Source organism: Marmoricola sp. OAE513, from assembly GCF_040546585.1.
In the GTDB taxonomy this organism is placed as follows: domain Bacteria; phylum Actinomycetota; class Actinomycetes; order Propionibacteriales; family Nocardioidaceae; genus Marmoricola.
The window spans coordinates 2,243,766-2,258,973 of record NZ_JBEPOC010000001.1; the positions used below are offsets into that span (position 1 = coordinate 2,243,766).

16 protein-coding genes are annotated in these 15,208 nt (G+C 69.5%); 7 read left to right on the forward strand and 9 right to left on the reverse strand.

All coding sequences use genetic code 11. The features are described 5' to 3' along the window. Nucleotides 1–14: 14 nt before the first annotated feature. Entirely contained in the window at nt 15–362 is a 348-nt protein-coding gene (locus tag ABIE44_RS11250; RefSeq protein WP_354438013.1) for a metallopeptidase family protein, read from the reverse strand. A 103-nt stretch (nt 363–465) separates the two neighbouring features. Here ABIE44_RS11250 and ABIE44_RS11255 point away from each other — a divergent pair, with 103 nt between their 5' ends. Continuing rightward, nucleotides 466–1,941: an APC family permease gene (locus ABIE44_RS11255; RefSeq protein WP_209717990.1), complete on the forward strand. Its 1,476-nt coding sequence runs from the start codon at nt 466–468 to the stop codon at nt 1,939–1,941. Then, entirely contained in the window at nt 1,938–2,213 is a 276-nt protein-coding gene (locus ABIE44_RS11260) for a helix-turn-helix domain-containing protein (protein ID WP_209717987.1), read from the forward strand. Before ABIE44_RS11255 ends, ABIE44_RS11260 begins: the two co-directional genes overlap by 4 nt. Nucleotides 2,214–2,234: 21 nt before the next feature. Here the strand turns inward: ABIE44_RS11260 and ABIE44_RS11265 are convergent, their stop codons facing one another. From ABIE44_RS11265 to ABIE44_RS11275, 3 genes are read right to left on the reverse strand one after another with little or no spacing between them, the layout of a single operon-like run. Beyond that, the gene (locus ABIE44_RS11265; RefSeq protein ID WP_209717984.1) at nt 2,235–2,558 is read right to left on the reverse strand and encodes a fluoride efflux transporter FluC; all 324 of its coding nucleotides are present in this window, start codon (nt 2,556–2,558) and stop codon (nt 2,235–2,237) included. After that, nucleotides 2,555–2,941, reverse strand: coding sequence for a fluoride efflux transporter FluC (locus ABIE44_RS11270; protein ID WP_209717979.1), 387 nt, complete (start codon nt 2,939–2,941; stop codon nt 2,555–2,557). The genes ABIE44_RS11265 and ABIE44_RS11270 overlap by 4 nt, the downstream gene beginning before the upstream one ends. Next, nucleotides 2,938–4,053: an ATP-binding protein gene (locus ABIE44_RS11275; protein ID WP_354438014.1), complete on the reverse strand. Its 1,116-nt coding sequence runs from the start codon at nt 4,051–4,053 to the stop codon at nt 2,938–2,940. The genes ABIE44_RS11270 and ABIE44_RS11275 overlap by 4 nt, the downstream gene beginning before the upstream one ends. On the opposite strand from ABIE44_RS11275, the gene ABIE44_RS11280 reads away from it, so the two are divergent. Continuing rightward, nucleotides 4,052–5,494 carry an NAD(P)/FAD-dependent oxidoreductase gene (locus ABIE44_RS11280; RefSeq protein ID WP_209717970.1) on the forward strand — a complete coding sequence of 481 codons (1,443 nt, stop codon included), beginning with the start codon at nt 4,052–4,054 and terminating at the stop codon, nt 5,492–5,494. The genes ABIE44_RS11275 and ABIE44_RS11280 overlap by 2 nt on opposite strands. Nucleotides 5,495–5,572: 78 nt before the next feature. Here the strand turns inward: ABIE44_RS11280 and ABIE44_RS11285 are convergent, their stop codons facing one another. Further along, nucleotides 5,573–6,253 (reverse strand): PaaI family thioesterase, encoded by a 681-nt coding sequence (locus ABIE44_RS11285; RefSeq protein WP_209717967.1) that lies wholly within the window; start codon nt 6,251–6,253, stop codon nt 5,573–5,575. 101 nt (nt 6,254–6,354) lie between these two features. Between ABIE44_RS11285 and ABIE44_RS11290 the strand changes: the two genes are divergently transcribed. Further along, on the forward strand, nt 6,355–6,879 hold the full coding sequence (locus ABIE44_RS11290) for a nitroreductase family deazaflavin-dependent oxidoreductase (RefSeq protein WP_209717963.1): 525 nt from the start codon (nt 6,355–6,357) through the stop codon (nt 6,877–6,879). A gap of 62 nt (nt 6,880–6,941) precedes the next feature. On the opposite strand, the gene ABIE44_RS11295 is transcribed toward ABIE44_RS11290, so the two are convergent. Beyond that, nucleotides 6,942–8,198, reverse strand: coding sequence for a DUF1501 domain-containing protein (locus ABIE44_RS11295; RefSeq protein ID WP_209717960.1), 1,257 nt, complete (start codon nt 8,196–8,198; stop codon nt 6,942–6,944). 5 nt (nt 8,199–8,203) lie between these two features. Then, nucleotides 8,204–9,724: a DUF1800 domain-containing protein gene (locus ABIE44_RS11300; protein ID WP_209717957.1), complete on the reverse strand. Its 1,521-nt coding sequence runs from the start codon at nt 9,722–9,724 to the stop codon at nt 8,204–8,206. A gap of 101 nt (nt 9,725–9,825) precedes the next feature. Between ABIE44_RS11300 and ABIE44_RS11305 the strand changes: the two genes are divergently transcribed. From ABIE44_RS11305 to ABIE44_RS11315, 3 genes are read left to right on the forward strand one after another with little or no spacing between them, the layout of a single operon-like run. Continuing rightward, nucleotides 9,826–10,707, forward strand: a complete 882-nt coding sequence (locus ABIE44_RS11305) for an LLM class flavin-dependent oxidoreductase (RefSeq protein WP_209717954.1) — start codon at nt 9,826–9,828, stop codon at nt 10,705–10,707. A 32-nt stretch (nt 10,708–10,739) separates the two neighbouring features. After that, nucleotides 10,740–11,795 carry an NAD(P)H-dependent amine dehydrogenase family protein gene (locus tag ABIE44_RS11310; RefSeq protein ID WP_209717939.1) on the forward strand — a complete coding sequence of 352 codons (1,056 nt, stop codon included), beginning with the start codon at nt 10,740–10,742 and terminating at the stop codon, nt 11,793–11,795. Between the two features lie 4 nt (nt 11,796–11,799). Next, entirely contained in the window at nt 11,800–12,723 is a 924-nt protein-coding gene (locus ABIE44_RS11315; protein WP_209717936.1) for an alpha/beta hydrolase, read from the forward strand. Between the two features lie 5 nt (nt 12,724–12,728). On the opposite strand, the gene ABIE44_RS11320 is transcribed toward ABIE44_RS11315, so the two are convergent. Further along, entirely contained in the window at nt 12,729–14,039 is a 1,311-nt protein-coding gene (locus tag ABIE44_RS11320) for a flavin-containing monooxygenase (protein WP_209717933.1), read from the reverse strand. After that, nucleotides 14,036–15,172 carry a serine hydrolase domain-containing protein gene (locus tag ABIE44_RS11325; protein WP_209717930.1) on the reverse strand — a complete coding sequence of 379 codons (1,137 nt, stop codon included), beginning with the start codon at nt 15,170–15,172 and terminating at the stop codon, nt 14,036–14,038. The genes ABIE44_RS11320 and ABIE44_RS11325 overlap by 4 nt, the downstream gene beginning before the upstream one ends. Nucleotides 15,173–15,208 lie beyond the last annotated feature (36 nt).

The window sequence follows — 15,208 nt, forward strand, 5'->3', positions numbered from 1 at the left end:
CCTGTTCGGTGCGCTCAGCCCCAGCCGAGCTCGTGCAGCTGCTCGTCGTCGATGCCGAAGTGGTGGGCGATCTCGTGGACCACGGTGATCTCGATCTCCTCGGCGAGCTCCGCGACGTCGCGGCACATCCGCAGCAGCGGGCCGCGGAAAACGAAGACCTGGTCGGGGGCGAAGAACGTGTAGTTGCCGTCGCGCTCGGTCAGCGGCGTGCCGACGTACAGACCGAGCAGGGTCGGGTCGTCGGGCGGAGGCTCGTCCTCGACCAGGACGACGACGTTGTCCATCAGCCTTGCCAGGCCCTCGGGGATCGCGTCGAGCGCCTCGGCGACCAGCTCGTCGAAGGCGTCCTCGGAGATCTCCACGCGCGTCAGCCTAGGTGGCAGGACCCAGCGGCTACCGATTCGCGACACAACGGACACGTGCGCGTAACAGACACTTCGTACCGTCGACGGATGCGAGCTCACCATGCATGACGCCATCAGCCGTGCGCTGCACGACCGACCGGAGTCCGAGGGTCTCGGGACGACTCCGGCCCTCGAGGGCCTACGTCGTCGTTCGCTCGCCTCGGCCGACGTGCTCGCCCCGTCCTTGGCGGCGACCAAGCCGGCTGCGACCGCGCTGGTGGTCCCGGTCGTCGTCACCGCCTTCGTCGGACCGGGCGCCTGGCTCAGTGTCGTCCTCGCGGTGCTGGCCGCGCTGCTGCTGCGTCGGGTGATCGACGAATTCACCTCGCGCGTGGTGACGTCGGGGTCCCTCTACACCTTCGTGGTCCGTGGTCTCGGGGCGTTCGCGGGACTCATGTGCGCGGTGGCGATGCTGCTCGCCTACGCGTTCGCGAGCGGCTACGCACTGACCAACGCTGGTCTGACCGCGCGCTCGCTGGCTGCTCAGGACATGGGGGTGACCGGACCGTTCGAGCTGGGTGACGTCCTGGTGGTCGTCGCGATCGGTCTGGGCTGCGGGCTCCTCCTGATCCGGCGTGTCAGCACGTTCACCGCGACCACCCTGGTGATCCAGATCGTCACCGTCGCCTCCGTGCTGGTCCTCGTCGTCGCCGTCCTCGCGGCGGGTCCCGGACTGGCCGAGCCGTTCTCCCTGGAGGGTGCCGACCCGCTCAGGATCGCCGGCGGGGCGAGCATCGTGCTCGCCATGCTCGTCGGCTTCGAGTGCTCGGCGTCGCACGGTGCCGAGGCCTCCCGTCCGTTCCGTTCCGTCCCCCGCGCGATGACGTCCTCCCTGCTGCTCACCGGCGCGCTCAGCCTCCTCACCACGCTGGTCCTGACGGCGGACCCGGCCGCGATGCTCGACGCCCTGCACCAGTCGGTCCGGATGGAGGCAATCTGGTTCCCCGAGGGCGGGGCCACCGTGACGACCCTGTTCCGGGTCGTTCGGATCCTCAGCCTGATCGCCTGCATCCTCGCCATCTGGGCCGCGATGACCCGGTTGGTCTTCACCCTCGCCCTCGAGGGTGCGTTGCCCCCGGCGCTGCGGCGGACCCACGACCGGCACCACTCGCCGTACCTGGCAGTGCTCTGGACGTCGCCGCTCGTCATCGCCCCCGGCGCGTTCCTGGTGGCCGCCGACCACCCGCGACAGACGGTGCTGGCCAGCCTCCTGGACACCTCGGGCCTGGTGATGCTGGTGGCCTACCTGCTGGTCTGCCTCGCTGTACCGGTCTTCCTGCACCGGCTCAACGAGGTCAGTGCGCCGGCGTTGATCGCCTCCGCCCTGGGCGTGGTCGTCGTGCTCGGCGCGATGGCTTGCAACATCTGGCTCCAGGGCGAGCGCGGAGACACGGCCATGGTCGCGGTCGTCGCCCTGGTCGTCGTCCCGGTCGCCATCGGCTGGTACCGGGCACTGCTGCGTCGGCGTCCGGCTGCCCTGCGCAGGATGGGCGTGCACGACCAGTCGATCGCCGCGGACGCCTGGAGCGCCTCGTGACGACCAGCCAGGAACACGTCTTCGACGGGCGCCAGCCCTCGGCGGTCAGCAACGCACTCTCGATCCTGCACGTCGTCGCGGCAGCTCCGCCGGGGATCACGGCGAAGGAGATCCACCAGTCGTTGCAGATGCCCCGGGCGACGGTCTACCGGATCATCAAGCACCTCGTCGCCGAGGAGTTCCTGGTGCGGAGCCAGGACCTGCACGGGTTCGCGCTCGGGAGCCGGATGAGGGAGTTCTCCCGCAACGCCGCCCAGCACCTCCGTGCCTGAGCGTCCTGCCCGGACCGGCGTTCAGCTCAAGTGGTACCCGAGCCAGGCCGCACCGGAGCAGGCGACCACGGTGGCCACGGCGTAGAGCGCGCCCCGACGACCCCCACGGTCGACGGACTGGACCGCCACCGCCGAGTACGTCGTGAACGCACCGCAGAAACCAGTGCCCAGGAGCAGCATCGCGTTGCCGTCAGCACCGAGGCCGACCAGCGCGCCGAGCAGCGTGGAGCCGAGCACGTTCACCGTCAGGGTGCCCCAGGGCGTCGTACCGTCGAGGAGGCGCGCTGCCAGGAGTCGCGCGGGTGCGCCGACGGCCGCGCCGAGGGCGACCAGCAGCGCGCTCACACCTCGGTCCGCGGAGCCATCCGGTCCACCAGAACGACCGCCGCGAGAGCGGCGAGCAGGGTGCCGCCGGCGTACAGGACCGCGAGCACGGCGCCGTCGTGCTCGAGCAGCACGACGCTCTGCTCCGAGGCCGCTGACATCGTCGTGAAGCCGCCGAGGATCCCGGTGCCGAGGAACACCCCGAGCCACGGCGTACGCCGGACGACGGTGAACGCCCCGACCGCGGCGAGCAGGGCGCTCCCGACGACGTTGATGCCGAACGTCGTCCAGGGGAACCCGCTGGCGATCGGCAACCACTCGGTCAGTCCGTACCGGGCGAGCGACCCGATCACCCCGCCTGCGGCAGCCGCTGCGAGAGCTGCGGGGAGTCGTGCTTCGGTCACGAGACCTCTTGCCGGGGGGTGAGGCGGGTGGGCCCGTGCCACGGGAGCGGCTGGTGGCCGCTGCTCTGCCGGTGGAACTCGCCGAGGTACCACCGCTGGAGCGACATCAGGGCCGGCGGTGGTCGCATCGCCAGCAGGCTGTCGTCAGCGAAGTCGCGGTAGATGTCGTCGAGCAGGGCGCTGACCCTCGCCATTGAGGAAGGAGCCGTTGCGGGGATCGAGTAGCTGAGGTCGACCGTCTCGGCGCCCTTCTCCATCGAGATCTCCAGCTCCTCCAAGCCGACCACCTGCCGGCGCTCGTGCTCGATCTGGAGGAAGACGTCCGCGAACTCCACAGCGATCGGGTAGCGCTCGGGTTCGCTCATCGAGAGCAGTCGGAGCTCACGGCCGAGCTCGTTGAAGTGCAGGCGGAGGTGCGAGAACAGCTCGACCGGCATGTTCAGCAGGCGGAGGTGGAACATGGTGCCGGGATCGGCGTGCTGGTCCGGGCGGGCGGCCAGGGCCTCGTCCATGTCGAACAGCTCGCCCTCGGCGGGCTGTTCCCGGGGGTCGGCACTCGGCTCGAACCAGACGACCTTGCCCATCCCGCGCGGATCGATGTCCGCGCCCCAGCGCAGGGCATAGCTGGCCACCAGGTCAAGACCCCGCCCGACCGTGGACCAGGAGAAGTCGTCGTCCAGGTCGATGTCGGTGCTGGAGTGCCGCTGCTGCGGCGGGACCATCGACTGATCGGTCACCTCGATGCGCGGGTGGTCGACGGTGCCGCGGACGTGGACGGTCATCGGCGGGTCCGCGTGCAGGATCGCGTTGGTGACGAGCTCGGAGACGGCGAGGCGCGCACTGTCGGCGAGCTCGGGGCGACCGATCTCCTCGAGCACACCGGTCACCCAGTCACGCGCCAACCTGACGGAAGGCGGGCTGGCGGGCAGAGCCAGGGTTCGCTTGTTCCAGGGCACAGATAGGACTCCGAGGTCGGGGACGGTCTCCAGGGCAGATGCCCATCCCTCCGACTCGATCAAACCACATCCGAGAACAGGTTTCACGGACCGTGTGACGGACCAGACGTCCTGAGAATTGTGGCCCTGAGCGGGATAGCGGGACAATGGAGACATGGCTCAGAAGACGGAGAACCAGCGCCATCGCGTCGTCGTGGTCGGGTCCGGCTTCGGCGGTCTGTTCGGCACCAAGGCACTGCGCCGCTCGGACGTCGACGTCACGATGATCGCGAAGACGACCCACCACCTTTTCCAGCCGCTGCTCTACCAGGTCGCCACCGGCATCCTGTCGGAGGGCGAGATCGCCCCGGCGACCCGCGAGGTGCTCGCGCGCCAGAAGAACGCGACCGTGCTCCTGGGCGAGGTCACCGACGTCGACCTGACCGCCCGGACGGTCACCTCCAACGTGCTCGGTCGCGAGCTGGTGACGCCGTACGACTCGCTGATCGTCGCCGCGGGCGCCGGTCAGTCGTACTTCGGCAACGACCACTTCTCGCGCTTCGCCCCCGGCATGAAGAGCATCGACGACGCCCTGGAGCTGCGCGGCCGGATCTTCGGTGCGTTCGAGCTCGCCGAGGTGATGGCGGCCCGGGGCCAGGACATCGACCACCTGCTCACCTTCGTCGTCGTCGGCGCCGGTCCGACCGGCGTCGAGATGGCCGGCCAGATCGCCGAGGTCGCGCACAAGACCCTCAAGAAGGACTTCCGCTCGATCAACACCCGCAAGGCGCGCGTGATCCTCCTCGACGCCGCGCCGCAGGTGCTGCCGCCGTTCGGCGCCAAGCTGGGCGCCTGGACCGAGAAGAAGCTCGACGGCATCGGCGTCGAGGTCCAGCTCGGGGCCATGGTCGTGGCCGTCGACGAGCGCGGGCTCGAGGTCCAGGACCGTGACGGCACCCGCCGCCGGATCGAGGCCGTGACCAAGGTGTGGGCCGCAGGCGTCCAGGCGAGCCCGCTCGGCAAGACGCTCTCGGAGCAGACCGGCGCCTCTCTCGACCGAGCCGGACGGATCGCGGTGAACCCGGACCTGACCCTGCCGGGTCACCCCGAGGTCTTCGTGGTCGGCGACATGATCTCCCTGGACAACCTCCCCGGTGTCGCCCAGGTCGCGATCCAGGGAGCCCAGTACGCCGCCCGCGAGATCGACGGTCGGGTCCGGGGCAAGGCCCCGCAGGCGGCCTTCAAGTACTTCGACAAGGGCAGCATGGCGACGATCTCGCGATTCAGCGCTGTCGCCACGGTCGGGAAGCTCCGCATCACCGGGTTCGTCGCCTGGCTGATGTGGCTGGCCGTGCACCTCTTCTACATCACCGGGTTCAAGAACCAGGTCACGGCGCTGCTGCACTGGGCGGTCACCTTCATCGGCAACGACCGTTCCGAGCGGACCGCGACCGAGCAGCAGATCTTCGCCCGGGAGGCGATCGGTCGGCTCGAGGGCGGCACGAGCGTCCTGGTCAGCGAGCCGTCGTCCGCCCCCACGCGCGAGGAGCTCGAGGCGAAGGCGAGCGAAGAGGTCCGGCTCACGGACTCCAACGAGCGCGGCAAGGCGACCGTCTAGTTTCCGATCGTCGAGCTTGCCGAGACGTGGTGACCTCGCTGCGCACGTCACGACATCTCGGCAGGCTCGATGACCGAGCTATTCGTACTGCGGCGGGGTCTCCCCGCTCTCGGCGAGCTGCTCGCGGGCCCACCGGGGCAGGATGAACAGGCCCTCCGCCTCGACCGTCACCTCGCCCTCGGCGTCGCGCAGCTCGCCCTTGACGATCGTCTTGATGCCGGCGCTGGAGTCGACCCACGCCGACGCGCTGCACGCACCGAGCGCGGTGGGCTTGCGGTAGCGCAGGGTCAGCGTCCCGGTCATGCCCGGCGTCCCTCCAGCGGCGGCGGCCTCGCCGAAGATCTGGTCGAGCACCAGCGCGAGCACGCCGCCGTGCACCTTGCCCGGAGGGCCTTCGTACAGGGCGTTGAGGAAGAACTCCGAGGAGGCTCCGCCCTTCACCCGGTCCTGGACGATCGTCAACGGGGGAGCGATCGCGTTGCGAAGTCCGACCACCGTGTTGCCGTAACCACGGACCCGGCTGTTGTTCGTGACGACCACCCCGAAGTTGCCGGGGATCATCTCGGTCTCGAGCTTCGCGGTGAGCGCCTTGACCGCGGCAGTCGCCTCCTCGACGGCGTCGTAGTCCACGGTGGTGCGCAGGGCGACCTCGTTGAGGCGCCGGAGCGCGTCGGTCAGCCGGCCGTAGACGGCCTGCTCCTCGGCGAACTCCTCGTCGGTCATGTCGACGGTGCGGTACTCGAACGGGGGTTGGCTCATGCCAATCAGACTAGAACGAGTTCCAGTTTTGCGGAACGGATCAGGGGGTGAGCCTGGGCACCCTCTTCCTTGCGGCCCCCGGGGTGGTCGATGATCGGACGATGACCTCCCGCGTGCCCGCCAGCGACCCGACCCGCGAGAAGAACAGGCGGGAGAAGGTCGGCGCCAAGCTTGCCGAGCTCCGTCCGGTGACCTGGTACCTGGTGCACCTCGGGCGCGTCATCGACCCGTTTCTCATGAAGGTCAGCAACGGTCGGATCAACAGCACGGGTACCAACCAGGTCGTCGTGCTGACCCACACCGGTCGCAAGTCCGGCCTGGAGCGCACCACGCCGCTCGTGTACTTCACCGACGGCGACGACGTCATCCTGATCGCCTCCAAGGGCGGGGCCCCGGAGAACCCGATCTGGTACCTGAACATCACCGCGAACCCGGAGGTCCAGCTGCACGTGGGCCCTGACGGGGGTCGCTACCGTGCGCGCACGGCCGAGGGTGCCGAACGCGACCGGCTGTGGAACCTCGCCGTGACGCTCTACCGCGGTTACGCCGGGTACGCCGAGCGCACCGACCGCGAGATCCCGGTCGTGATCTGCTCGCCGTCGCCGGAGCCGGGCGGTCGAGCGTAGTCGAGACCTGATCTTCCGGGTGATCTCGACTGCGCTCGATCAGCCGTGCAGACTGCGCTGGATCAGACGTTGATCGCCCCGACGGACTCCGGGGCGAAGCCGGGGAACACCGCCGCGGTGGACGCGCCGAGGCGCTTCGTCACGACCTCGGAGAGCACGCTGCGATAGTCGGTCGTCACCGGCAGGTCCGCATCCAGGCTGTTCGTCAGCGACGGCATCGAGCCGTAGTAGCCGCCCTTCACCCCGGCGCCGAGCAGGAACATCACGTTGCCGTGACCGTGGTCGAGGCCGTAGTTCGCGTTCTCCTTCACCCGTCGGCCGAACTCCGAGATCGTCACGACCGTCACCTTGTCGCCGAGGCTTCCGAGGTCCTGGAAGAAGGCGGCGAGTCCCGAGGCGAGCTGGCTGCTCGCGTCGACCATCCGGCCCCAGTCCAGGGTGCCGAGGTCGGTGTGCATGTCCCAGCCGCCGTCGTGGTCGACGGCGATAACGTCGGTGCCGACGTTGGACCGGATGATCCGCGCGGCCGCCCGGAGAGCCTGCCCGAGGTCGTCGCTCGGGTAGTCCGCCCCGTTGGCCGGTGTCTTCGAGGACTTCGCCACCGGCTGGAAGTCCGCGATGGTGCTGAGTGCCGAGCGGGCGCCTGAGCCCATGGCGCCACCCGCGCCGGCCCACATGGTCTGCATCGACCTGCGTCGCCGGTCAGCGGTGTCCCACTGGTCGTCGCCGGCCAACGAGATGGCGTCGACCGAGGCCGCGGTCACCGTGGGCTGCGGTCCGTACAGCGCGGTGATCGGCACCGACATGCCCATCCCAATCGCCTGCAGCGGGTGCCGGTAGTCGTCCTGGCCGATGAGCCGGTTGATCCACCCGACGCGCGCGGCCGAACCCGGATCTGCGTCCTCGAGCTCCTCCATCGCCGAGAAGTGCGAGCGGTTCGGAGCCGGTAGGCCGGTCGCGTGGACCGCTGCGATCTTGCCTGCCTGCCACATCGGCAGCAGCGGAGCCAGCTTCGGGTGCAGACCGAAGGTGTCGTTGCGGGCGAGCAGCGATGCCTTGGGGATCGCGATCCGCGGACGTGCCGCGTAGTACGCCGGGTCTGCGTGCGGCACGACCAACGACAGGCCGTCGGCGGCTCCGCGCAGCGACAGCAGCACCAGCACGTTCCCCGCCTTCCGGGTGGCGCCGTACGACGCCTGCAGGAAGGTGCCGCCGAAGAGGGAGGTAGCCATGCCGACGCCCGCGGCGGTGATTCCGCCCTTGAGCAGGCCGCGGCGGGACATCCCCGAGAGCTCGGTGCAGCAGTCGATGGTCGTCATGGTGGTCACCGTCCGATGTGCAGGGGGTTGTCGAGGAAGACCGTGAGCAGGCGCGGCATCTGCCACCTCACCAGGTCGTGCTTGGCGGTGATGGTCGCGGCTGCAGGGATGCCTGTCGCCTGGCTCGCGACCTTGAGCAGGAACGGGGTCGAAGGTCGCCCGAGGATGCTGCGGGACAGGTGGTCGACCAGCGCGTCGAAGCGCAGAGATGCCTTCGGCAGCCATCCTGAAGGCTTCTTGTAGGACGCTCCCTTGTCGGGCCACCAGCCTCCCGACATCGTGTAGTGCACCTCGAAGGACGAGAGCATCCGGGACACGGAGGTCCACGCCGAGGCGACGTCCGGCCGGCCGTCGGGACGTGGCCAGCCGAACGGCGTCATCCCGATCTGGTTGGCCTGCCAGAGGATCGCGTTCGCCGCGGCCTCGTCGGTCGTCGGCCGGGTGATCTTCACGCCCAGAGCCCGGTACGTCGCGATCACGTCCTCTTCCGGCGTCCGGGTCTTCTTGCCGGCCGAGGCCTTGAACTCGGCGCTCGCGACCAGGGCCTTGAGCACCGGTGCGATCGCGGTGTCGTTGGCCAGGTAGACGCTGGCGAGGTGCTCGACCAGTCCGTTGCTCGGGGCGTCGGAGACGAAGTGGACGGCGAGCTTGCGGGCGAGCCGGCGGGCCGTGGACGGGTGCCGGGCCAGGTAGTCGAGGTAGGCCTTCGTCACTGCGCGCCCGTCGGAAGAGGTGTTGGCGTGCGAGAACCCGAGCACCTTGACCGGACCTGTCCAGTGCGCTGCCGGGTTGTAGGCCGCGACCCAGGTGTTCCAGAGGTCCACCCGCCACCCGGTGAGGATCCGGGCCGAGCTCTTCACGTCGTCCTCGGTGTAGCCGGCCTCGCGTCCGACCGTGTGCAGCTCGAGGAGCTCGCGGCCCTGGTTCTCGTTGGGGGCGGACTTGGTCGAGGTGGCGTTGCCCAGGAACGCACCCATCGCCGGGTCGGTGCTGACGGCGTTCAGGAGCTCGTCGAACTTGCCGAGGGCGAGCCGGCGGATCAGCCGGCCGTACTCCTGGCGGTAGGCACCGGTCTGGCCGCCGTCGGTCGGGACGTGGAAGTGGTGCTCCCAGAAGTTCGCCATCGTCTCGAGGACCTGACGCTCCGACCCGATCCGTCGGATCATCGACCAGGCCTGGTAGTGCGCGTTGGCCTCCCAGACGTTCTCCGTGCCGGCGTAGTGGCGCGCGATCGTAGTCAGCGCGGGAGCGAGGTTCGAGGACCACCAGGTCGCCGAGGAGTCGTAGAAGGTGTCCGGGAGGGAGGCCGGGCTCAGCTGCTTGGCGAACCACTTGTCGATGCCGCCGGACCTGGTCACTTCGGCTCCGAGGCCGGGGGTCCAGCCGCCGGTGAACCGGTTGACCACCAGCAGCGCGCGGGCGTCGAGGACCTTGGTGGCCGGATAGGTCTTCGCGACCTTCTTGGCCTTTTTCTTCTTCTTCTTTTTCTTGGTCGCCGTCCGTGGCGAGATCTGCAGGACCGTCATGGTGCTGGGTCTCCGTTGGCTGGGAGTGTCGTATTCGGGACCATCGGCCCTCCCCGACCCGACCTGAGCGGTTCTCCGACTTTTCTGAGAGGGTCTGCGGCATGGAGATCGGTGTCGCACTTCCGCAGATGGCCCCCGGCTACGGACCGGGCACGACCTTGGACTGGGCGCGAGGCATCGACGCCGGTCCGTTCTCGAGCGTCTCCGCGGGGGAGCGGGTCACCTTCTCCAACCCGGAGATGGTCGCCACCCTCGGCGCGTGCGCGGCGGCCACGGAGCGGGTGCGGATCTTCGCCAACCTGTGGGTGCTGCCGCCCCTGTCGATGCCGATGGTCGCCCAGCAGATCGGCACGCTCGACCACCTCGCCCCGGGGCGCCTCGAGGTCGCGGTCGGGGTCGGCGGCCGCGAGCACGACTACCGCGCTCTGGGCAGCGAGTTCAAGGGGCGCCACCAGCGCCTCGACGACAAGGTCGCCGAGCTCAAGAGCCTGCTGGCGGGCGAGCCGCCGTTCGAGGGGGCCGCGCCGGTCGGACCTGCCGTCACGCGGCAACCGCGCATCCTGGCAGGGGCGATGGGGCCGAAGTCGATGGCACGGGCGGCCCGCTGGGCCGATGGCATCAGCGGGTTCAGCATCGCCGGTGACGCGGCGGAGATCTCCCGCGGCAACGCCCTCGCCGACTCCTGCTGGGCCGAGGCCGGCCGGAGCGAGGTGCCGCACAAGGTCAGTGGCTGCTTCTTCGCCCTCGGCGTGGACGACTCCGCCGAGCAGCTGCACGCGTTCACCGCCCGCTACCTCGGGTTCCTGGGCGACGAGCTCGCCGAGGCGATCGCCGGCACCGCCCGGGCCTCGAGCGCCGCGGTGCTGAACGAGATCCTCGACGGTGCCGAGGCAGCCGGCTGCGACGAGTTCATCCTGGTCCCGGCCACGACCGACCTGCGTTGCCTGGACGCAGCAGCGGAGCTGGTGGCGGCGAGGTCTTGACGTCACCCCCCGTTTACTAGAACGTGTTCTACATGACGTTGCGCGTGATTCAGTGGGCCACCGGCGGTGTCGGTCAGGCCGCGATCGGTCAGATCCTGCTCCACCCGGACCTCGAGCTGGTCGGGTGCTGGGTGCACTCGGAGTCCAAGGCGGGCAAGGACGTCGGCGAGATCCTCGGCACCGACCCGATCGGCGTGATCGCCACCAACAGCATGGAGGAGATCCTGGCGCTGGACGCCGACTGCGTCCTGTACTCGCCGCTGATGCCGAACCCCAAGGAGGTCGCGGCGCTGCTGAAGTCGGGCAAGAACGTCGTCACCCCGCTCGGCTGGTTCTGGCCGACCGAGGAGGAGCGCGCGCGCATGGAGCCGCACGCGATCGCCGGCGGCGTCACCCTGCACGGCACCGGGATCGACCCGGGCGGCGCGACCGAGCAGCAGCCGCTCTTCTTCTCCGGTCTGTCCTCGGCGATCACCTACGTGCGCGGCGAGGAGTACTCCGACATCCGCACCTACAACGCCCCGGACGTGGTGCGGCACATCATGGGCTTCGGGCAGTCGCCGGAGGAGGCGATGAACGGTCCGATGCTCTCGCTGCTCGCCAACGGGTTCGAGCAGTCGGTGCAGATGTGCCTCGACACCCTCGGGTTCGCCGAGGCCGAGATCCGCTCCGAGCGGCACGTGGCGGTCGCCACCGCACCGATCGACTCGCCTATCGGCACGATCGAGCCGGGGCAGGTCGCCGCCCAGCAGTTCGCCTGGGAGGCGTTCGTCGGAGACACCAAGGTGGTCCGCGTGGCGGTCAACTGGCTGATGGGTGATGAGCACCTGGACCCGCCGTGGAAGTACGGACCGGACGGCGTCCGGTTCGAGGTCGAGGTCAAGGGCGACCCGGACGCCTTCGTGGTGATCCACGGTTGGCACCCGACGTCGGTCGCCGCCGGCCTGGTGCGCAACCCGGGCATCGTGGTCACGGCCGCGCACTGCGTGAACTCGATCCCCTACGTGTGTGCTGCCGAGCCGGGCATCCTGACCTTCGTCGACATGCCGCTCGTCGCCGGCCGCGCGCACCCGGACCTGGCCCGGTAGACCGATGGACGCGTCCGCGTTCCCGAACCTCGACCCCCAGCTGCGGCCGCTGGTCGAGATGCTGCCGGACACGATGTCGGCCTTCGACGACATCCCTGCTGCGCGCGAGATGTTCCAGAATTTCTTGCCCGCGGGACCGGCGCCCGGGGAGGACCAGCTCGACATCGCCGACGCCGATGTCAACGGCGTCCCGGTTCGGGTCTACCGGCCGCGCGGAGTCGCCGGCGACCTGCCGGGGATCCTGTACCTGCACGGCGGCGGCTTCTGCATCGGCGACATCGACACCGAGCACGCCGGCGCCGTCCTGGTCGCGAACACCGTCGGTGCGGTCGTCGTGAACGTCGACTACCGGCTCGCGCCCGAGCACCCGTACCCGGCGGGTCTGGACGACTGCTACGCAGCACTGAAGTACCTGGCCGGCCTCGACGGGGTCGACGCGAGTCGTCTCGCCGTGCACGGGCAGAGCGCCGGCGGCGGCCTTGCTGCGGCGACGGCGTTGGTGGCACGCGACCGTGGCGGTCCCGCGCTGGCCTTCCAGTCGCTCGGCATCCCCGAGCTCGACGACCGTCTCGAGACGCCGTCGATGAAGGCGTTCGACGGCACCCCGATGTGGAGCCGGGTCCAGGCGGTCAAGTCCTGGGAGTACTACCTCGGCGGCAAGCCCGCGGACGCGTACGCGGCGCCGGCCAGGATGGACGACCTCTCGGGTCTTCCGGCGGCGTACGTCTCGACCTGCGAGTACGACCCGCTGCGCGACGAGGGCCTCACCTACGCCCTGCGGCTGCTTCAGGCGGGTGTCTCGGTCGAGGTGCACCAGTTCCCCGGCACGTTCCACGGGGCCCAGCTCGTCCAGGACGCTGACGTGGTGAAGCGGATGGTCGCGGAGAACCTGGACGCGCTCCAGCGCGCCCTGCACCCGGCGGTCTGAGGCGCCTAACCAGCAGCCCGCGCCTCGCCCGCCTCGATCTCCTTCAGCAGGTCGACGACGTACCGGCCGAAGTCGATCTGGATCGTGTGCCGCGGGGCGTCGTAGTACTGCGCGGTGTGCTCGGCCTGGTCGGCCTCCATGATGCGCACCTGCTCCTCGACGCTCGGCAGCTCGTAGGTGCCGGTGAGCAGTCGGGCGAGCAGCTTGGACTGCTGCTCGGCGAGGTTCACGATCGTCGGCGAGGACTGCGCCAGGCCCAGGTAGTAGAGGTGGTCGTGGCCGGGCTTGATCATCCGCTTGAACAGCGGGTACTGGTGATCGGAGTCCGGGTGCAGGTCGGCTTCGGAGTCGCCGAAGAAGGGGAACTTCATGTCGTAGCCGGTCGCGCAGATGACCACGTCGGCCTCGACCGAGGTGCCGTCGGTCAGGTGCACGGTGTGGCCGTCGAATCCCTTGATGGCGGCCAGGAAGTGGATGTCACCGGACCCGGCCTTGGTCAGGAAGTCGGCGCTCACCGAGGGGTGCGCCGAGAGCGGCTCGTGATCGGGCTCGGGCAGGCCGTAGTTGCTCATCGACCCGACCAGCTCCTTGATCAGCGCTCGGCCGGCAGCCAGGCCGACTTCCCGGGGGATGTCCGGCGGAGCCATCACCTTGTCGGCGGCGATGCCGTTGCGGTACTTGGGCAGCACCCAGACGCCGCGGCGTGCGGACACGTAGAGCTTCTCGGCCATCCACCGGCTCGAGAGCTCCGAGGCGATGTCCATCGCCGAGTTCCCCATGCCGACCACGATGACCCGCTTGCCCCGCATCTCGACCGGCTCGAACGGGTTGATGTAGGCGTGGCTGTGGATCAGGTCGCCCGCGAAGGTGCCCTCGTACTCGGGGAACCTTGGGCTCCAGTGGTGTCCGTTCGCCACGACGAGGTCGGTGTAGGACCGGGTCTCGCCGGTCGAGAGCGTGACGTCCCAGCCGACGTCGGTGCGCACGGCCTGCTCGACACCGGTGTTGAACTCGATCTTGTCGCGCAGGCCGAAGTGGTCGACGTACGCCTTGAAGTAGTCGTGGATCAGCGTGTGGTGCGGGAAGTCCGGGTAGTCCGCGGGCGCCGGGAAGTCCTCGAACTGCAGCCGCGCCGTCGAGGTGTCGATGTGCAGCGACTCGTAGACGGCCGAGCGCCCGTTCGGGTTCTTGAAGTACCAGTTGCCGCCCACCTCGTCGGCCAGCTCGAACTGGTCGTACTCGATGCCGAACTCCTTCAGGCGCTTGGCAGTGGTGATCCCGGAGCAGCCGGCTCCGATGATGCAGACCTTGGTCACGAGAGCTCCTTGACGCAGTCGAAAGCGGTGGTCACGTAGGTGTCGGTGCGCGGTGAGGCGACCATGTGGTCGGCCAGCTTGTTCTCGGCGTACGCGAAGGTGGTGCGGGTGTCGAGGTCGTTGACGACGATCGCGCCGCCGTACCCGGTCCACCAGCAGACCCGCCCCTCGTGGATGGCGGGCGCGGACGGCATCTGGAGCGCGTAGCCCACGCCGAACTTCACCGGCACGCTGAGCAGCTGGTCGACGCCCTCGGCCTGGACCTCGAAGATCCGGTCGATGGTCGCCGGCGACAGCAACCGTACGCCGTTCACCTCGCCGCCGTGCGAGACGAGCGCCTGCGCCAGCGCGATGCCGCGCGCGTTGCCGTGCCCGCCCGCGCCGCCGACAGCACCCCTGCGCCACGCGGGGGTGTTGCACACGGCCTCCGGCAGCAGCAACGGGTTCATGATCGTGCGGATCAGGAAGTGGTCCGGACCCAGCACGCTGTAGTCGATGTTCGAGGGCGGCGGGTTGCTGAGGTCGGCACACAGGTCGAGCTCGTCGTCGGGCACGCCCAACCGGAAGCCGCCGCCGAGCGGCGCCATGATGTCGTCGTGCAGGATGTCGGCGACCGACCGGCCGGTCGCGCCGCGCACGACCCCGTCGAGAAGGTGTCCGTGGCACACGATCTGGTACGCCGGCGCGGTGCCTGCTTCGTACCAAGCCGGCTGGTCGACGAGGGTGGCCTCCGACGCCGGCAGGTCCAGGATGTCCTCGACGCTGACCTGGGCGCCCCAGCCGGGGATCCCGCTGGTGTGCCCGAGCAGGTGCCGGACAAGGGTCTTCTCCTTGCCGTGGGCACCGAACTCGGGCCAGTACTCGATCACGGGTGCGTCGAGGTCGATGAAGCCCGCCTCGACCTGGGTCAGCAGGGCGAGAGCCGCCATCGTCTTCGTGACCGACCAGACCTGGGTGATCGTGTCGCGGGCCCAGGGGACCCCGGGGCGTGCCTCGCCGCCCCAGAGGTCGACGACGAGCTCGCCGTCGTGGACGACGGCGAGGCTGGCGCCGCGGTCGGTCCCGTCGGCGAGGTTGCGCTCGAGAAGGTCGTGGAGGGGGCTGAACGCGTCAGCGCAGGTTCCTTCGATCACCGGGTCACTTTAGAACGTGTTCTCGTCCGGGGGAAC

Coding starts and splice junctions, on each gene's coding strand:
- ABIE44_RS11275 (WP_354438014.1), bottom strand. CDS start 4,053: ATGTCTCCATTGTCCCGCTATCCCGCTCAGGGCCACAATTCTCAGGAC.
- ABIE44_RS11280 (WP_209717970.1), top strand. CDS start 4,052: ATGGCTCAGAAGACGGAGAACCAGCGCCATCGCGTCGTCGTGGTCGGG.
- ABIE44_RS11255 (WP_209717990.1), top strand. CDS start 466: ATGCATGACGCCATCAGCCGTGCGCTGCACGACCGACCGGAGTCCGAG.
- ABIE44_RS11285 (WP_209717967.1), bottom strand. CDS start 6,253: ATGAGCCAACCCCCGTTCGAGTACCGCACCGTCGACATGACCGACGAG.
- ABIE44_RS11290 (WP_209717963.1), top strand. CDS start 6,355: ATGACCTCCCGCGTGCCCGCCAGCGACCCGACCCGCGAGAAGAACAGG.
- ABIE44_RS11315 (WP_209717936.1), top strand. CDS start 11,800: ATGGACGCGTCCGCGTTCCCGAACCTCGACCCCCAGCTGCGGCCGCTG.
- ABIE44_RS11305 (WP_209717954.1), top strand. CDS start 9,826: ATGGAGATCGGTGTCGCACTTCCGCAGATGGCCCCCGGCTACGGACCG.
- ABIE44_RS11300 (WP_209717957.1), bottom strand. CDS start 9,724: ATGACGGTCCTGCAGATCTCGCCACGGACGGCGACCAAGAAAAAGAAG.
- ABIE44_RS11310 (WP_209717939.1), top strand. CDS start 10,740: ATGACGTTGCGCGTGATTCAGTGGGCCACCGGCGGTGTCGGTCAGGCC.
- ABIE44_RS11295 (WP_209717960.1), bottom strand. CDS start 8,198: ATGACGACCATCGACTGCTGCACCGAGCTCTCGGGGATGTCCCGCCGC.